Source organism: Burkholderia sp. AU31652 (genome assembly GCF_002223155.1).
In the GTDB taxonomy this organism is placed as follows: domain Bacteria; phylum Pseudomonadota; class Gammaproteobacteria; order Burkholderiales; family Burkholderiaceae; genus Burkholderia.
In genome coordinates, this window is the sequence record NZ_NKFG01000008.1 from 91,357 (window position 1) to 107,944 (window position 16,588).

General features: G+C 71.4%; 14 protein-coding genes and 1 pseudogene. 6 read left to right on the forward strand and 9 right to left on the reverse strand.

Annotated features, from left to right (window positions below; translation table 11 throughout):
* The first annotated feature begins 10 nt into the window (after positions 1–10).
* The 4 genes from ligD to CFB40_RS36180 all read left to right on the forward strand — a co-directional run bounded on the left by ligD (position 11) and on the right by CFB40_RS36180 (position 4,576).
* Complete coding sequence (gene ligD / locus CFB40_RS36165; RefSeq protein ID WP_089434109.1) at positions 11–2,752, forward strand: DNA ligase D; 2,742 nt, start codon at positions 11–13, stop codon at positions 2,750–2,752.
* Between the two features lie 153 nt (positions 2,753–2,905).
* The gene (locus CFB40_RS36170) at positions 2,906–3,301 is read left to right on the forward strand and encodes a hypothetical protein (RefSeq protein WP_089434110.1); all 396 of its coding nucleotides are present in this window, start codon (positions 2,906–2,908) and stop codon (positions 3,299–3,301) included.
* Between the two features lie 69 nt (positions 3,302–3,370).
* On the forward strand, positions 3,371–3,754 hold the full coding sequence (locus tag CFB40_RS36175) for a DUF3022 domain-containing protein (protein ID WP_089430082.1): 384 nt from the start codon (positions 3,371–3,373) through the stop codon (positions 3,752–3,754).
* 273 nt (positions 3,755–4,027) lie between these two features.
* Positions 4,028–4,576 carry a type 1 glutamine amidotransferase domain-containing protein gene (locus CFB40_RS36180; protein ID WP_089430083.1) on the forward strand — a complete coding sequence of 183 codons (549 nt, stop codon included), beginning with the start codon at positions 4,028–4,030 and terminating at the stop codon, positions 4,574–4,576.
* 135 nt (positions 4,577–4,711) lie between these two features.
* Here the strand turns inward: CFB40_RS36180 and CFB40_RS36185 are convergent, their stop codons facing one another.
* Positions 4,712–5,962, reverse strand: coding sequence for a phosphatidylserine decarboxylase family protein (locus tag CFB40_RS36185; protein WP_089434111.1), 1,251 nt, complete (start codon positions 5,960–5,962; stop codon positions 4,712–4,714).
* 111 nt (positions 5,963–6,073) lie between these two features.
* Between CFB40_RS36185 and CFB40_RS36190 the strand changes: the two genes are divergently transcribed.
* Positions 6,074–6,331: a hypothetical protein gene (locus CFB40_RS36190; RefSeq protein ID WP_089429306.1), complete on the forward strand. Its 258-nt coding sequence runs from the start codon at positions 6,074–6,076 to the stop codon at positions 6,329–6,331.
* A gap of 177 nt (positions 6,332–6,508) precedes the next feature.
* Here the strand turns inward: CFB40_RS36190 and CFB40_RS36195 are convergent, their stop codons facing one another.
* The 4 genes and pseudogenes from CFB40_RS36195 to CFB40_RS36210 all read right to left on the reverse strand — a co-directional run.
* Complete coding sequence (locus CFB40_RS36195; RefSeq protein WP_089434112.1) at positions 6,509–7,318, reverse strand: endonuclease/exonuclease/phosphatase family protein; 810 nt, start codon at positions 7,316–7,318, stop codon at positions 6,509–6,511.
* Entirely contained in the window at positions 7,309–9,507 is a 2,199-nt protein-coding gene (locus tag CFB40_RS36200) for a VTT domain-containing protein (RefSeq protein ID WP_089434113.1), read from the reverse strand. The genes CFB40_RS36195 and CFB40_RS36200 overlap by 10 nt, the downstream gene beginning before the upstream one ends.
* Complete coding sequence (locus tag CFB40_RS36205) at positions 9,504–9,842, reverse strand: hypothetical protein (RefSeq protein ID WP_089434114.1); 339 nt, start codon at positions 9,840–9,842, stop codon at positions 9,504–9,506. The genes CFB40_RS36200 and CFB40_RS36205 overlap by 4 nt, the downstream gene beginning before the upstream one ends.
* Positions 9,839–10,018: pseudogene (locus CFB40_RS36210) on the reverse strand (MgtC/SapB family protein); the annotation flags it as partial. The pseudogene CFB40_RS36210 and the gene CFB40_RS36205, both read right to left, overlap by 4 nt.
* Positions 10,019–10,277: 259 nt before the next feature.
* Between CFB40_RS36210 and CFB40_RS36215 the strand changes: the two are divergent.
* Positions 10,278–10,520, forward strand: a complete 243-nt coding sequence (locus CFB40_RS36215; protein WP_089429310.1) for a DUF6566 family protein — start codon at positions 10,278–10,280, stop codon at positions 10,518–10,520.
* Between the two features lie 159 nt (positions 10,521–10,679).
* Here CFB40_RS36215 and CFB40_RS36220 read toward each other — a convergent pair whose 3' ends face one another.
* The 4 genes from CFB40_RS36220 to coxB are packed head-to-tail and all read right to left on the reverse strand — an operon-like array spanning position 10,680 to position 16,366.
* A complete protein-coding gene (locus tag CFB40_RS36220; RefSeq protein WP_089434115.1) occupies positions 10,680–12,305 on the reverse strand; it encodes a cytochrome c in 1,626 nt (541 codons plus the stop codon).
* Positions 12,296–12,697, reverse strand: a complete 402-nt coding sequence (locus CFB40_RS36225; RefSeq protein WP_089434116.1) for a cytochrome C oxidase subunit I — start codon at positions 12,695–12,697, stop codon at positions 12,296–12,298. Before CFB40_RS36225 ends, CFB40_RS36220 begins: the two co-directional genes overlap by 10 nt.
* Positions 12,694–15,327, reverse strand: a complete 2,634-nt coding sequence (ctaD, locus tag CFB40_RS36230) for a cytochrome c oxidase subunit I (RefSeq protein WP_089434278.1) — start codon at positions 15,325–15,327, stop codon at positions 12,694–12,696. Before ctaD ends, CFB40_RS36225 begins: the two co-directional genes overlap by 4 nt.
* Positions 15,328–15,340: 13 nt before the next feature.
* Entirely contained in the window at positions 15,341–16,366 is a 1,026-nt protein-coding gene (gene coxB / locus CFB40_RS36235; protein WP_256976984.1) for a cytochrome c oxidase subunit II, read from the reverse strand.
* Positions 16,367–16,588 lie beyond the last annotated feature (222 nt).

Genomic DNA, 16,588 nt, shown 5'->3' on the forward strand with positions numbered 1-16,588 from the left:
GGGTGACGCGATGGCCGGCAAGCTCGAACCCTATCGCAGCAAGCGCCGCTTCGATGCGACGCCGGAACCCGAGGGAGCGCACGGGCGGCGGCGCGCGCACGCGGATGCGAGCGTGCAGAAGGCGCACAAGGCGCAAAAAGCGCGACCCTCCGCGCGCACCGCCCGGCCGCTGCGCTTCGTGATCCAGGAACATCACGCACGGCGGCTGCACTACGATTTCCGTCTCGAACTCGACGGCACGCTCAAGTCATGGGCGGTGCCGAAAGGGCCGAGCGTCGACCCGTCGGTGAAGCGGCTGGCCGTGCACGTCGAGGATCATCCGCTCGAATATGCGTCGTTCGAAGGCGAGATCCCGGCCGGCCACTACGGCGCGGGCTCGGTCACCGTATGGGACGAGGGCACCTGGACGCCCGACGGCGGCATTGCCCGGGCGCGCGACGGCTACCGCGCGGGCAAGCTGACGTTCCGGCTCGACGGCACGAAGCTGCACGGCGGCTGGGCATTGGTGCGCAGCGGGCGGCAGCAGGGGCGCCAGGAGCAATGGCTGCTGATCAAGGAGCGCGACGACGACGCGCGCGATGCGGCCAGCTTCGATGTCGTCGCGCAGCAGCCGGGCAGCGTGCATGTCGGCCGGACAAAGGCGGCGCGCAAGGCGCCTGCCCGCCCGCCGCATGACGGCGGGGCGCGCACGACGGCGATCGATCCGTCGCAGGTGGAAGGCGCGGTGCGCGCGGCATTGCCCGAGCGCGTGACGCCGCAACTCGCGACGCTTGTCGATGCCCCACCTGCTCACCATGATTGGCGCTACGAAGTGAAATTCGACGGATACCGGATCCTGGCCCGGATCGCGGGCGGCGGTGCGCGCCGGCACGTCACGCTGATGACGCGCGAAGGTCGCGACTGGACCGCGAAGCTGCGCATGCAGCGCGACGCGCTCGCGGCGCTCGAGGTCGGCAACGCGTGGCTCGACGGCGAGGCCGTCGTCCTGGGCGAGCACGGGCTGCCCGATTTCCAGGCGCTGCAGAACGCACTCGGCGCGGGCCGTTCGGACGCGGTGACGCTGTTCGTGTTCGACCTGCCCTTCGTCGACGGATACGACCTGCGCGATGCGCCGCTCGCCGCGCGGCGCGCGCTGCTCGAACCGTTGCTCGCCGGTAGCGATCCCGCGCGGCTGCGCTACTCGCCCGATCTCGGCGACGACGTCGCGTCGCTGATCGCGAGCGCGTGCGACACGGGGCTCGAAGGATTGATCGGCAAGCGCGCGGATTCACGCTATCGCGGTGGCCGCTCGTCCGCGTGGATCAAGCTGAAATGCCGGCGGCGGCAGGAGTTCGTGATCGGCGGCTATACCGAGCCGTCGGGCAGCCGGCACGGCTTCGGCGCGTTGCTGCTCGGCGTGTACGAACCGGCCGCGGGCGGCAAGCGGCCACGCGGCAAACCGCCGTTGCGCTATGTCGGCCGGGTCGGCACCGGGTTCGATACGCGTCTGCTCGACCGTCTCGCGGCGACGCTGCGCCGGCACGAACGCGGCACGACCCCGTTCGACCCGCCGCCGCGCGAACGGTCCCGCACGCGCGTCCATTGGGTCGAGCCGACGCTCGTCGCCGAATGCGAATTCGCGGAATGGACGAGCGACGGCATCGTGCGGCAGGCGGCGTTCATCGCGCTGCGCGAAGACAAGCCGGCGCGGCAGATCGTCCGCGAAGTGCCGCGGCCAACCGAAACGGAGGCGACGATGAACGAAACCCGCGCGGCGCATGGCGCATCCTCGCATGCCCCGCAACCCGATACGGCGCACGGCCGCAAGCATGGCGCGCGCGCGTCCGCGTCTGCCGGCGATACGCAGCGCGCGGCCGCCGCCGATCGCGTCGGCCGCGTGCGCATCACGCATCCCGAGCGGGTGCTCGATCCGCAAAGCGGCACGCGCAAGATCGACCTCGCGCACTACTGGCAATGGGTCGCGCCGTGGCTGCTGCCGGACCTGAAGGGCCGGCCCGTGTCGCTCGTGCGCGCACCGGGCGACATCGCCGGCGAACTGTTCTTCCAGAAGCATGCCGAGCGCCGCGAGATCCCGTTCGTCACGCAGCACGAAGGGCTCGATCCCGGCCACGGGCCGCTGCTGTCGATCGACAGCGTCGATGCGCTGCTCGGCGCCGCGCAGATGGGCACGGTCGAGCTGCACACGTGGAATGCGCACGCGTCGAACATCGAGCGGCCGGACCGCATCGTGTTCGACCTCGATCCCGATCCGGCGCTGCCGTGGCGCGCGATGATCGACGCCGCGCAGCTCGTGCGCGGGCTGCTCGATGAGCTGGGCCTCGCGTCGTTCTGCAAGACGAGCGGCGGCAAGGGGCTGCACGTCGTCGTGCCGCTCACGCGGCATGCGGGCTGGGACGACGTGAAGGATTTCTCGCGCGCGGTGGCGCAGCACGTCGCGGGCGCGCTGCCCGACCGTTTCACGGCGACGATGGGGCCGCGCCACCGGCGCGGCAAGATCTTCGTCGACTACCTGCGCAACGGCCGCGGCGCGAGCACGATCGCCGCGTATTCGGTGCGCGCGCGGCCCGGCATGGGCGTATCGGTGCCGCTCGACTGGGACGAGGTGCCCGACACGACGGGCGGTGCGCAATGGACGATCGACACGCTGCGTGAACGCCTCGATGCGTTGAAACGCGATCCGTGGGAAGGCTATGCGAACGCGCGGCAGCGCATCACCGCGTCGATGCGTGCGCGGCTGGGCGCTGAAACGTGAAGGCGTCAACGCCGATGCTGCGGATGGGGGTGCCCGTTTTTCGGCGGCGATGTCGACATGAAAGCCAGCACGCGTGCTGACCGCGGCATGGGCCTTGCTGAAAGGAAGGGGCAGGAATTTCCATCACGTGGTCTCTATCAGGGAGAAAACTTCATGAAATCGGTATCCGAATCGAAGTGTGTCGCGCCGCGCGTGCTGGCGTGCGCGGCTGTCGCGATCATCGCGGCCGCGCCGGCCGCATGGGCGCAGAACTCGCAGCGCCCGGACGAGGGCACCGGCGCGCCGAATCCGTCGATGGACATGTCGACGCCGGGCACCAACGGCAATACGGCCGCACCGCCTCCGCCTGCACCCGTGCAGCGGCAGGGTGCGACACAAGGCTCGCGTTCGCACAGCGGATCGGCCGGCCATGTGAAGCCGGGCGGCCCCAATGGCGCGGGGGCGGGCGGCAGCGGCACCGGCGCCGGCAACGGCGGCTCGCCCGGGTCGACGGGCACGGGCGGCGGCGGCGCCGGCGGGGCAGGCAGCGCGGGTTCCAGCGGCTATTGACGGCGCCGTGCCGACGAAGGCGGCGAGGTTTCCCGGGACGGGCACGCCGCCATGACACAGGAGGGCATCATGCAATCCAATTCCCGGAACCGGCGGGAGAACGACGAGATCGATGACTTCGACGAGATCGACGGCGACGCGACCGAAGCGGACGATCTCGATACGACGGTCCATGTCGACGTGGCCACAGGCAGGATCAAGTTCCACTCGACCTGGGCGCTGACGGCCGATGCGCCGCCCGAATACGCGCGGCATGCGGTCGAACTGGCGCTCGACAGCGACACGATGGAGCGGTATGCGGCGCTCGACGACGGCACGCGGATGCGCGTGCATGCGATTTTGCATGACACGGTGCAGGCGATGCTCGACCGTGTGCCCGATACCGATGAGAGCCTGACGCTCACGATCGAAGTGACCGACGCGATGCTGGATGCGGCGAGTCACCTGCAGTAGCGGGTTGCGCGACGGCGTCTAACGGTTCGCAGGCGGCGGTCGCCACCCGGACGGCATCGGCCCTTGCATGCGGGAAATCCGCGTGCCGGGCGCGCATCCTCGATGCCCTGCGCCGTCTCGATCGCCCTCGGATCCTTGTCGAACGCGATCAGCCGCCCGCGCGGCGCGAAACCGTTCCCTGACGGTGGGCGCGTCCCGTGGGCGGAAACGGCACGCCGCTTGCTGCCAAACCGGCGCGGCACGACGTGTGCCGCGTCACTGACGGAGGGCTTCATGAGCGGAAGGCTGGTTCATTGCAAGGTGGCGATCCTCGCGGTCGACGGCTTCGAGGAAGCCGAACTCGTCGAACCGCAGCGCGCGCTCGCGGCGGAAGGCGCGCAGGTCGACGTGATTTCGGAGAAGGGTGGCGAGATCCAGGGCTTCAGGCACGTCGACAAGGGCGCGCGCGTGAAGGTCGACCGCACGTTCGACGAGGCGCGCGAGGGCGATTACGACGCGGTCGTGCTGCCCGGCGGCGTCGTGAACGGCGACGCGATCCGGATGGTGCCGGCCGCGCGCGAGTTCGTGACGGCGGCCGTCGGCGCCGGCAAGCCGGTCGCGGCGATCTGCCATGGGGGCTGGCTGCTCGTGTCTTCCGGCCTCGTGGAAGGCCGCACGATGACGAGCTGGCCGAGCCTTCAGGACGATATCCGTCATGCGGGCGGCAAGTGGGTCGACCAGGAGGTCGTCCGTGACGGCCCGTTCATCACGAGCCGCAAGCCGGACGACCTGCCGGCCTTCAACGGCGCGCTGATCGATTCCCTGGCGCCACGGGCGGCGTGAACCCGTGGCGGGCGCGCCATGCGTCGTGTCACGCGGATCGACGATCCACCGACGTTCCGCGGCATTACAAACCGTTGAAAACATTGCACCGCTAGCCGGCGTGCGTCGAGCCTGCGAGCCCGACGCACGTGCGACTCACCGTGCGATCGCGACCGGTGAATTGACGTTCACGACGGCAGCGTCGTGGTCGAACGGCGGCGCGTACACGAACCGGTCGATCACACCGGCTTCGAACAACAGGCAGCAGGTCGAGCCGCCGAACTGGAAATAACCGATCTCGTCGCCCTTGTCGACGCGCTGGCCCGGCACGACGTCGATCACGCAGGACGACACGTCGCCCATGCCGACGAACACCGCAGCAACGGTGCCGATGCCGGGATCGTCGCAGGCGATCGCGACCAAGGCGCGCGTCGCGACCGCCGTCGTGTACCCCTGGGAGTCGTTCAGCCCGGCCGGGTCGGGGCCTTCCGCCTCGACGATCGAGTAGTAGGTGCCGTGAACCCGGTACGCATGCGTGACGACCCCGCGCACCGGCGCGTGCCAGCGGTGGTAGTTGTACGCGCTGAGATAGGCCTGGTACAGGTCGCCGCCGACGAAGCGCTCGGCGAGCGACAGCCGGGCCGGCGTGAAGATGTCGCGCAGCGAATACGGTTGCGCCTTGATCCAGAACCGGTCGCGCAGCTTCACGTTCGATTCGACGTGGTACGGCGCGGCCTCGCACGCGCTGACGATCACGTGCGGATCGTCGGGCGCCGCGATCGGGCGCGCGCCGTCACGAAAGCGCCGCGTGAAGAAGTCGTTCCACGACGTGAAGCCGCCGTGCGGCTGGTCGTCGCGATACTGGAACTGCGACAACCCGATGCGCTCGCGCGCCGCGTCGCAGAACCAGCCGTCGGGCGCCGACGTGTCGAGATGCGCGCGCGAATGCGGGCCGCCAAGGAAGCCGCACCATACGTTCAGCACGTTCTGCAGATGCGCGTTGACGGCGGCGTCGCGAAACAGCGCATGGCCCGACGGCATGCACATCGGCCAGTCGAGAAAGGCATTGATCGGGCATACGATCAGGCTCGCGTCGCTGAACGGCGGCGTGTAGGTCATCAGGTGATCCAGGACGGTCATCAACTCGTCGATCGACGTATAGCCGAGCCGGCGGCCCGATTCGACCGCTTCATCGATCGCGCGGACCAGCGTCATGCGCAGCACTGCATGATCGTCGAACAGCCGCGCGAGTTCCTGCACGGCCGGCGTACGCAGCCGGTCGCCGGCATGCGCGCGGGCCTCGGCCGCGATTTTTTCGCGGAACGCGGCCATGTGCGCTTCTTCGCGGGCCATCCATTCGCCGAGCCGATGGCGCTCGGGCGGCGGCGGGTTGAGGTCGGTCGGCATCGTTGTCTCCGGGGCGATGATCAGGAACCGATGCAAGGAGCAATCCGCCTGCCTGGAGGGGGCACCGATCTTGCGGATCGGCTTGCTGGTTCATTCGTATCGGAGAAGATCATGAGCGTGGCTTCAACTGGACGGCCGAAGACGAAAACGAAGACGAAGACCGAATCGACGGGCGACGGGCGCGGTGGCGCGCAGCACACCGTGGCGCCCACGCGCACGCGCCACGCAAGCGCGACGTCGCGTGGCACGCGGGCGGCCCGGAAGCAGCAAACGACGCGCGGGACGGTGATCGCGGGCAGCGGCGGCGAGACGGGCCAGCCGTTGTGGGAGGACGACGGCGGGGCGTTGCCGCCGGAAGAGTGGTCGTGAAGTTCAAGTGCGGCCCGTCCGCGCGATGTGACGGCACGGACGTGCGCAACGGCACATGAAGTGCAAACGGGTTCGTCATCGGCACACGGCACACGGCACACGTGCGCGTCATGACGCGTCCTCCGTTCCGGCGAGTTTGCCGGTTCACATGCGCGCGCCCTGCGTTGTCGAAACCGTTCACCGTGAATCGAACGTGCGCAGCATGGCGTCCCTTTCCGCGTCACCCGGCAGCCGCATCCGCGCGACGAGCGGGTAGTGATCCGACGCATGCCGCGCGCGGGCGCTGCGGTGCACGACCACGTCGACCAGCCATTCGCCCGGATGAATCCAGATCCGGTCCAGCGAGAACACCGGGTAGACGGTCGGGAACGTGCGCGGCGCCGGCGCGCGCCGGAACCGCGTGACGAGCGCCTGCAGCGCCCGGCCGCGCACGAACCATTCGTTGATGTCGCCGAGCAGGATCACCGGCATCGCCCCCGTGTCGAAGGCTGCGAGCAGCCGCTGCACCTGCGCGCTACGCTCGCTCGCCGACAGCCCGAGGTGGGTCGCGACCACGCGCAGCGTGAGCGCGCCGCAATCGATGTCGGCGTCGAGCGCGCCGCGCGGTTCGCGCGAGTGAAACGACAGGTCGAGCGTGCGTGCCGCGCGGATCGGGCAGCGCGACAGCACCGCGTTGCCGTAGCGGCGCTCCGGCGTGTCGATCGTCGGGCCGGCCACCGCGTGCATGCCGGTCGCGTCGCGCAGGTGCGCGAGCACGTCGGGCGCGCGCGTGCCGCCGAGCGGGACTTCCTGCAGCGCGATCACGTCCGCGTCGAGTTCGTCGATCACTGCCGCGATCCGGTCGGCCGCGCGCGCCGGCCACGCGCCGTAGCCGCCGCGGATGTTGTACGTCGCGATCCGCCAGTCGCGTCCGCCCGGCGCGGCGGCCGGTGCGTCGTCGGCGGCGATGACTTGCGGCGGCGGCGCCGCATGCGTGCTCAGCGCCATCGTCGCAACACCCTGACGAGCAGCACCGAGATGCCGACCAGTGCGAGGCCGATCGCCGCGAGCCACGCGAACGCGCCGGGCCGCGGATGGCTCAGCGCGGCTGTGAGCTGGTGCGCGAACGTGACGGTCAGCACGAGGCCGGGCAGCATGCCGATCGCGGTGCCGACCAGGTAGTCGCGCAGGCCGATATGCGACGCGCCGGCGACGAGGTTCACGACGGTAAACGGCGCGATCGGCAACAGCCGCAGCACGGCCATCGCGAGCACGCCGCGCCGGCCGATGTGCTCGCTGAGCCGGTTCGCGCGTGCGCCGGCGAGCCGGCGCACGGCGTCCCGCCCGAGCCAGCGGCCGATCCCGTAGTTCGCGGCCGCGGCCGCCATCGTGCCGACGGCCGCGTAGGCCACGCCCGGCCACGCGCCGAACACGAGCCCCGTCGCGGTGATCAGCAGCGTGATCGGCACCGCGAAGGTGGCCGCGACCACGTAGCCGGCCAGCAGCAGCGCAGGCGCGGCGGGCCGTTGCGCGAGCGTGGCCAGCGCATGCGCGAGCGACGCGACGTTCACCCGTTCGCCGAGCGGCGTGAAGCGCCAGGCGAGGGCGAGCGCGGCGACCAGCAGCACGGCCATGCCGAGCGCGAGAAACCGCGCGGTCAGCGGGCGATGGCGGTCGTGCGGCACGAACTCGCGTACGAACCGGTCGGGTTCGATCGGCTGCTCGGGGTCGAGCCGCGCGCTGACCGGCACGAGCGCATCGAGTTGCGGCGCGACGGCCGGGTCGAGCGTGCGCAGCGTGCGGCCCGGCTTCGCGCGCAACCGGTCGAGCGCGGTGTTCGGCCGCTCGGTGCGCGCGAATGCATCGGCCACGGCCGCGGGCGCCGTGCCGAGATGTTCGGCCAGCAGCCGCTCGCGCAGCGCGGCGATCGCGGCGCGGATGCGCGCATCGCCGGCCGCGACGAGCGCGACGCAGCATTCGGTGTCGAGCAGCATCGAACGGTTGTTGAGGTTCGCGCTGCCGATCACGAGGCATTCGTCATCGGCGATCGCGAGCTTGCTGTGGACGTTCACGCACGCGTCGCCGAGCCCGTCGACGTGCGGATACAGCAGGCGGTAGCGGCCGAAGTGGTCCGCCGACACGAGCGCCGCGTGCAGCCGCGCACGCAGCACGCCCATCGTCGCTTCCTGCAGCCAGCCGCTCTGCACGCGCGGCGCGACGACGGTCACGTCGGGCCCGTGCGCGTCGGCGAGGCGCGCGGACAACGTTTCGCGCACGACCGCCGCGGTGAAATACTGGTTTTCGACATACAGGTGCCGGCGCGCCGCACGGATCGTGTCCTCGACGAGCGCGCGCACCTGCCGCACCGGCTCGCGGCCGTCGTGGCGCGGCGCCGTGCAGGCGATGCCGAGCCGCACGTCGCGCACGTCGACGCGGGTGCCGGGCGGCCACGGATCGTCGTCGTCCGGCCGCTCGAGGTGGCGTTGCGCGCGGATCGCGATCGGGCGGCCGCACGCCTGCCGCCAGCGCGCCCGCGCCTGCTCGCCGATCGCGGCCGCCGCGTCGCCGTCGAACATCGCCTGCACGTCGTGAAACGGCGCGTACGGCGTGCCGTCTTCGTCGTGGCGGCGCGGGTCGCCGGCCGCGTGCGCCGGTGTGTCCCAGCGCGCGCGCGTCAGGTCGAGGCCGCCGACGAACGCGAGCCGGTCGTCGATCACGACCAGCTTCTGGTGATGGGACGCGCCGCGCGGATGCGCGCCGTCGAGCCGGAACACGATGCCGCGATGGGCCCGCCAGCCGGCGCGATACACGGGCGGCCAGTCGCGCTCCAGCGCGTAGATCATCGCGAAATCCCACGCGAGCACATAGATGCGCAGGTTGTGCCGCCGGGCGGCCAGCGCGTGCAGGAATGCCGCGAGCGTGTCGGGGAGCGTGTCGTCGGGGCCGCCCGGCGCGAGCCGCATCCGGCTGTCGACGTCCCAGCCGACGATGAACACCGTATGGCGTGCGCGCAGCAGCGCGGCGCGCAGCGTCGAGAAGTACGCATCGCCGTCGACGAGCATCGTGAAGCGGTCCGCGGCGCGGATCGTGTCGCAGTTGCGGCCGCGTTCGAGCAGGCCGTGCCGCGGGATGTCGCTCGCCTGCGTGGCGTCGACGGTCGTCTCGTCGGCGCGTGTCGTGCGATCCGCCACGGTCATCGGGTACCGGCCTCCCGGTCGCCGTCGAGGTGCGTCAGCCGCGCATCGCGGCGCGCACGCGGTGCCCGCCGCCCGGGCGAATGCGCATCGAGCCGGACGCGTTTGCCGGGGGCGCCACTGCCGCGCATGACGGCGACGTCGTCGATGCCTTGCGCGAGCGTCGTCGTTGCGTGTGCGATGCGGATTTGCCCGAGGCACCCGCATTCGGCGTGATGACGCGCGAGCCCCGCACGCAGCGTGTCGATCGGTCGGCCGGTGGTGAACCCCGCGCCCGACCGCATGCGGGGGGCAAGCCGGCGCGTCACGAGATAAGCGGGCAATTGGGTCTGGGTCACGCGAAACTCCTTGACGAGGACTCGGGTCGACAGGCGCGGACGCAGGCGAGGTTTTTCAGCGTCTCGCAGATGGCGTCGAACTCCGGGCCGCGCGTGCGCGAGAAGGACACCGAAATGTCGTCGGTGTCGGGATCGTCGTCCGATTGCTGGACGATGAACCGCTTCACGCGCACGCGCACGCGCACGCGCTCGCGCCCGATCACGCTGCCGAGCAACGCCGCCAGCAGCAGGCGTCCGAGCAGTTCGAGAGGGCCGATCATGACGTGTCCTCCTTCCGATGGGTACGAGCCGTGGCCGGCGGCGCTTCGACGCGCATCAGGCACGCAAGCCGCGTGCCGGCCGGGAACGGCGCATGCGCAGAGGGCGGGGGCGCAACCCGCGACAGGCGGCGTGCATTTTTTGCATCGACATCGCAGATATGGACAGGAGACCACCATGGGGCACCAACAGGACGCGCAGGTTCGCAACCCGTATCGTGGTCACGAGATTCTCGTCTGGGCGCGGCGCGACGAACGCGGCGCATGGCGTGACGAGGTGCAGGTGTATGTCGACGGCGCTCGCATCGAGTTGACCGTGCCGGCGCCGGCCGGCCGCGCGTGGTTGACCGAGCTCGAGGCGCTGCGCGAGGGCATCGAGCGTGGCCGCGACCTGATCGACCGGCGCCTGGACGGCCCGTGACCGGCATGGCGCCAGCCCACCGTCAACGCAAGCCGTCTCGCGCCAGGGCGGAATCCGATGAGCGATCCGCGTACCCTTCATATCGACCGCTACGACCCCGATCGCGACGCGCGGCCTGACCTGCCGCGATACGACATCGACGTCGACCCGCCCGGCCGCTCATTGGTGGATGGCTTCCCGCAACCGCCTGACGTCCTGCTCCGACACGGGCGCGGCACGGTTGCCCCAGCCGCCGCGCACATAGCTGACCACCGCCGCGATGTCGCGGCTGGTCAGCGTGCCGCGCATGGCCGGCATCCGCATCGACGGGTCGTCCTTGCCCGGCGCCGGCCGCGCCCCTTCGACGACGATCCGGATCGTGCTGGTCGGATCGGCCGCGAGCACGACCGGATTGTCGGCGAGCGGCGGCCCGTGATCGCGCACGCCTTGGCCGTCCGCGCCGTGGCAACGCGCACAGAATCCCGCATACACGCCGGCCCCCGGCGCCTGCTGGCCGCCTTCCGGGCGCGGGCCGGCCGCGGTCAGCCGCGCGGTGCCGACGCCGAGCGGGTTCGTCGCGGCAGTGGGCCGCGCCGGCAGCGATTTCAGGTAGACGGCGATCGCGTGGCGATCGGCGTCGGTGAGCAACGCAGTGCTCTCGCCGACGACGGGCGCCATCGCGCCGAACACCGCGCCGCGTGCCGCATGGCCGCTGCGCAGGAACGTGGCGATGTCGTCGGCCGACCAGCGGCCGAGGCCGTCCGCCGCCGCGCCCGTCAGGTTCGGTGCGAACCAGTGGTCGTTGATGCCGCCGGTCAGGAACGCCGCGCTGCGCTCGTCGTAGCCGCGCTCGTTGAAACCGGGGCCGCGCGGCGTATGGCACGCGCCGCAGTGGCCGAGCCCCTGCACGAGATACGCGCCGCGATTCCATTCCGTTGACCGCGACGGCTGCGGCTCGAACCGCGCGTCGCTCGCGAACGCGACGCGCCACAGCGCGAGCGCCCAGCGCTGGTTGAACGGGAACGGCAGGCGGGTGGCACGCGCCGCGTTCGCGGACGGCGCGACACCGCGCATGAAATACGCATACAGCGCGCGCACGTCGTCGGCGCTCAGCCGCGCGAACGACGGGTACGGCATCGCCGGATAGAGCCGGCTGCCGTCCGCGCGCACGCCGCGCCGCAATGCGTCGTCGAATTGTTGCAGCGTGTAGTGGCCGATCCCGTGGGTCGGGTCCGGCGTGATGTTCGGCGCATAGATCGGCCCGAACGGCGAGTTCACCGGCTGGCCGCCCGCGTACGGCGTGTGGTCGGCCGCGTCGTGGCAGGCCGCGCAGTCGCCGGCGTGCGCGAGGTAACGGCCGCGCGCGAGCGTCGCGGCGTCGGTGTCCGCGGCGGCAGCCTTGACGGCCGGGCGGCGGGTTGCGGCATCGTGAGGCGTGGCGGGTGAGGCAGGTGCGGCTGCGGAGGCGGGCGTCGACGCGGCGCCCGGTTGCGCGAGCCACGGATCCTGGCTCGCACGCGCGGCCATTGACGCAGGGGACGCGGCGGCGTCCGCGGCCGATGCGCGAATCCGGATATATCGCCAGCCGGTGTCGGACTCGTCTCTCGGGACCGAAGCCGACGACGCGGGTTCCGTCGCATCGTCGGTGCGCGCAGTGTCGTCCTGCGGGCTGCAGCCCGCGAGCGCGCCGCACACGGCAAGCGCCGCAAGCGCACCGAGCGCGACGCCGGCGCGGCGGCCCGGCGCACCGGGCCGCGCGAACCGGAGCGGGGCGAGGATCAGGTTCAGGATCAGGATCAGTGCCATGGGCTGCAAAGCCCCACGAAAGCCGTGACGATCCCCGTGAACACGAGGCCGATCACGAAGCCGAGCGCGGCGAGCATCCCGCAGCGCGCGAGAAAGCGCGTACTGTCGTCGCGCGTCGCGGCGGATGCATCGGTAGCATGCCGGTGCCCCCAGGCGCGCGCGAGCCAGGTCGCGCAGGCAGTGGCCAATGCGAACGCGCCCGCGGCGATCAGCGCAAGCCACACGCCCACGTGCGCCCAGCGCGGCGCGGCTTGCGCGACGCCGAGCGGATAGCACGCGGTCGACGCGAGCGTCTCGGAGACGAGCATCTGCGCGAACCACAGCGCCGGCGCACCGACGAGGCCGGCCGCGATCGCGAGCAGCGGGGTCCACGCGTGTCGTACGCCGTTCATCCCGGTCTCCTGAGCCAGTACGGCGACACGTACAGCGCGGTGAAGATGAACAGCCACACGATGTCGACGAAGTGCCAGTAGAGCCCGCCGACGGTCAGCGCGACTCGCCGCTCGCGGCCGAAGAAACCGGCGGCCGTCCATCCGGCCAGCAGCGCGAGGATCGCGAGCCCGGCGACGACGTGCGCGAGGTGGAACCCGGTGATCGTGAAGTAGAGGCTGCCGTACAGATGCGCGGTCGGGCCATAGGGATGGTCGCGCCACTCGTGCAGCTGCACGAGCGCGAACGCGGTGCCGAGCGCCAGCGCGACGGCGAGCGCCGCCACCGCGCGCGGCCGCCGGCCGGCCTGCACGGCGCGCTCGGCGAGCCACACGAACCCGCTGCTCGACAGCAGCACGACCGTGTTGACGGCCGCGAGCCCGATCTTCGGCATGCCTTCGGGCGGCCACGACGCGGCCGATTGCGATTGCAGGTAGAAGTAGGAAAACAGCAGATAGCCGAACAGCCCGGCTTCGGTCACGACGAGCGTGATCACGCCCCACCAGCCGCCCGCGCGCTCGCCGCAACTGCCGACCGGCAGCGGTGCGAGGCAGGCGGCCGGCGCGTCGTGCGGCACCGGTGCCGGCAGCGGCTCGTCGGGGTGGGGCACGGCGGCGGGCGGGGCCGGCGCCGGTTCGCGACGGGGCGGCTCGTCGCGTTGCCACAGCGTGCGCCGCGGCCACAGCCACGCGGCGGTGGCGATCGCGCAGCCGGCCACGGCCGCGCAGACGAGCGCGGGCGAGCGCACCAGCATCGCCGCGAACACGGCCGTCGCGAGCAGCGCGAGCACGAACGGGAGGCACGTGTCGTCGGGCATCTTCAGGATCGCGTCCGGCGTGGCCGCGAGCGGCGTCACGGCGAGCGCCTCGCGCCCGTCGGCGAGCCGGTAGCCGACACGCACGCTGGTGCGGCGCGCATCGTCGCGCGTCTCCCACAGCGGATGCCGCGACGCGACGAGCGGCAGCACCGCGAAGTTGTAGACGGGCGCAGGCGACGCGACCGACCATTCGAGGCCGGCCGCACGCCACGGATTGGCGCCGGCCCGCGCGCCGCGCCGCGCGCTCACGAGCGCATTGACGACGAACATCACGATGCCGATGCCGAAGACGAACGAGCCGATCGTCGTCACCAGGTTCGACGTGTCCCAGCCCATCCCGGGCGGATAGGTGTAGATGCGGCGCGGCATCCCGAGCAGCCCCGACACATGCATCGGGAAGAAGCCGACGTTGAAGCCGGTCAGGACGACCCAGAAGGTCCAGCGGCCGAACCGTTCGTTCATCATCCGCCCGGTGAACTTCGGGAACCAGTACGTGATCCCGCCGAGCACCGGGAACACGTTGATGCCGAGCAGCACATAGTGCAGGTGCGCGACGACGAAGTACGTGTCGGTGAGCTGCCAGTCGAGCGGCACGGCGGCCGTCATCACGCCCGATACGCCGCCGATCACGAACATCAGCACGAAGCCCGCGAAATACAGGAACGGCGTGCGGAATACCGGGCGGCCGGTCCAGATCGTCGCGATCCACGCGAACACCGCGACCGCGCTCGGGATCGAGATCAGCATGCTCGCCGCGCCGAAGAACGCGAGCGCGAGCGGCGCGATGCCGGTCGCGAACATGTGGTGCACCCACACCTCGAAACCGATCAGCATCGTCGCGACGGTCGAGACCGCGACCGCCTCGTACGCGACGAGCGGCCGCCGGCAGAAGGCCGGCAACGCGTCGGACACGATCCCCATCGCCGGCAGTACCACCACGTAGACCCATGGGTGCGCGAACATCCAGAACAGGTGCTGCCACAGCAGCGGTCGGCCGTCGTGCGCGACGTCGAAGAAATGCGTGCCCGCATTGCGGTCGAGCCACAGCAGCAGGAACGCGAGGCTGACCGACGGCACCGCGACGAGGTTCGCGACCGACGCGGTCAGCGTGCCCCACACGATGATCGGCAGCCGGTCGATCGACATCCCGTGCGCGCGCATGCGCAGCAGCGTGACGACGAAGTTCGCGGCGCCGCCGGTCGTCGAGATGCCGAGCAGGATCATCCCGAGCGCATAGATGTCGATGTTCGCGCCGGCGCTGTAGTCGAGCGACGTGAGCGGCACGTAGTTGAACCAGCCGCCGTCGGGCACCGCGCCGAGCGGAAAGCTCGCATAGAGGAACAGTCCGGCGAACAGGAACGCCCAGTACGAGAACGCGTTCAGCCGCGGGAACGCCATGTCGCGCGAGCCGAGCATCAGCGGCCACAGGTAGTTCGCGAAACCGGACAGCACGGGCAGCGCGTACAGGAAGATCATCGTGACGCCGTGCATCGTGAACAGCGCGTCGTATTGCGCGGGGGGCAGCAGGGTCGCGTTCGGCCGCGCGAGCTGGATGCGCATCACGAGCGCCTCGACGCCGCCGAGCAGCAGGAACGCGAACGCGGTGACGATGTAGCGCAGTCCGATGCGCTTGTGGTCGACCGTGCCGAGCCAGCCGCGCCAGCCGGGCGCCGATTCCCACAGCGCGGCGAGCGCGCGCTCGTGCGCCGAGCCGGGCGGCGCGTCGCCGAGATCCGGCACACGGGCGGGGGCGGGCAGGTCGCGGGCGATGGCCATCGGCATCCTCCGTTCAGTGCAGGGTCGCGAGATACGCGGCGAGATCGTCGGCGTCGCGCGGCGCGAGCGCGATCGACGGCATCAGCGCGTCAGGCTTGATCTGCTGCGCGTGCGCGATCCAGCGGCGCAGGTTGTCGGGGGTGTTGTCGAGCGTGCCGGCCGCGAGCAGCCGGCGCGACGCGACGTGCGTGAGGTCGGGGCCCGCGTCGCCCGCCGCATCGGTGCCGAGCACCGCGTGGCAACCCGCGCAGCGCGACGCGAAGACGCGCCGGCCGCGCCGTTGCGCATCGGTGCCGGGTGCGGGGGCCGGCTGGCGTTGCGCGGCGAGCCACGCGTGAAACGCGTCGGGCGGCTCGGCCACGACCTCGAGCGCCATGTGCGCATGCTGCGCGCCGCAGTATTGCGAGCACTGGCCGCGATAGAGGCCCGGCCGGTCCGCCTGCAGCCATTGGCGGTTGGTCTGGCCGGGAATCGTCTGCGTCTTGCCCGCGAGCTGCGGCACCCAGAATGCATGGATCACGTCGGCGCTCTTCAGCTCGATCGCCACGGGTTCGCCCACCGGGATGTGCAGCTCGTTCGCGGTGACGAAGCCGGTGCCGCTCGCCGGATCCGGATAGCGCGCGGCCCACCACCAGTCGTGCGCGGTGACGACGATCGTCAGCGCGGGCGGGCGCGGCGGCGTCGCGACCGCGCCGAGCACGCGCAGCATGTAGACGAGCGCACCGAACAGCAGCACGATCGACACCGCGCTGCCGGCGGCCACGAACATGACGCCGTCGCGCCGGCCGCCGGCGCGGGTGCGGCGATGGAACAGCGCGGCCAGCAGCAGCGCCGCGATCACGAGGCTCACCGCCGTGCACAGCGCGAGCAGCGCCCAGCCGAGCACGAACACGGGCTGCGCGGCCGGCCCGGCCGCGTGTGCGATGTACGCGAGCGGCAGCGGTTCGCCGGCCGCGCAGGCGGCGGCCGGCGCGGCAACGCACGCGAATCCGGCGAGGCGCGTGACGCGGCGCGCTGTCGATGGCGGCGGGACGGGCAATGCGGCTCCTGCGAAAGGCGACGACATGCGTCGACGGCAACCGGCATCGGAGCAATTCCCGTGCGCGATGGGCGAACACGCGGGTGGCTCGTGCGTTGCGTGCGCAATGTCGTGGGCGTTACAGCCCTGTTGTAATCCGGCTGCCCGCATGCGGCACGTCGATCGACCCGGCGGCGACGCGACGCATATGGGCGGGAACCCGCTTACGCTCGCGCGGGCGGG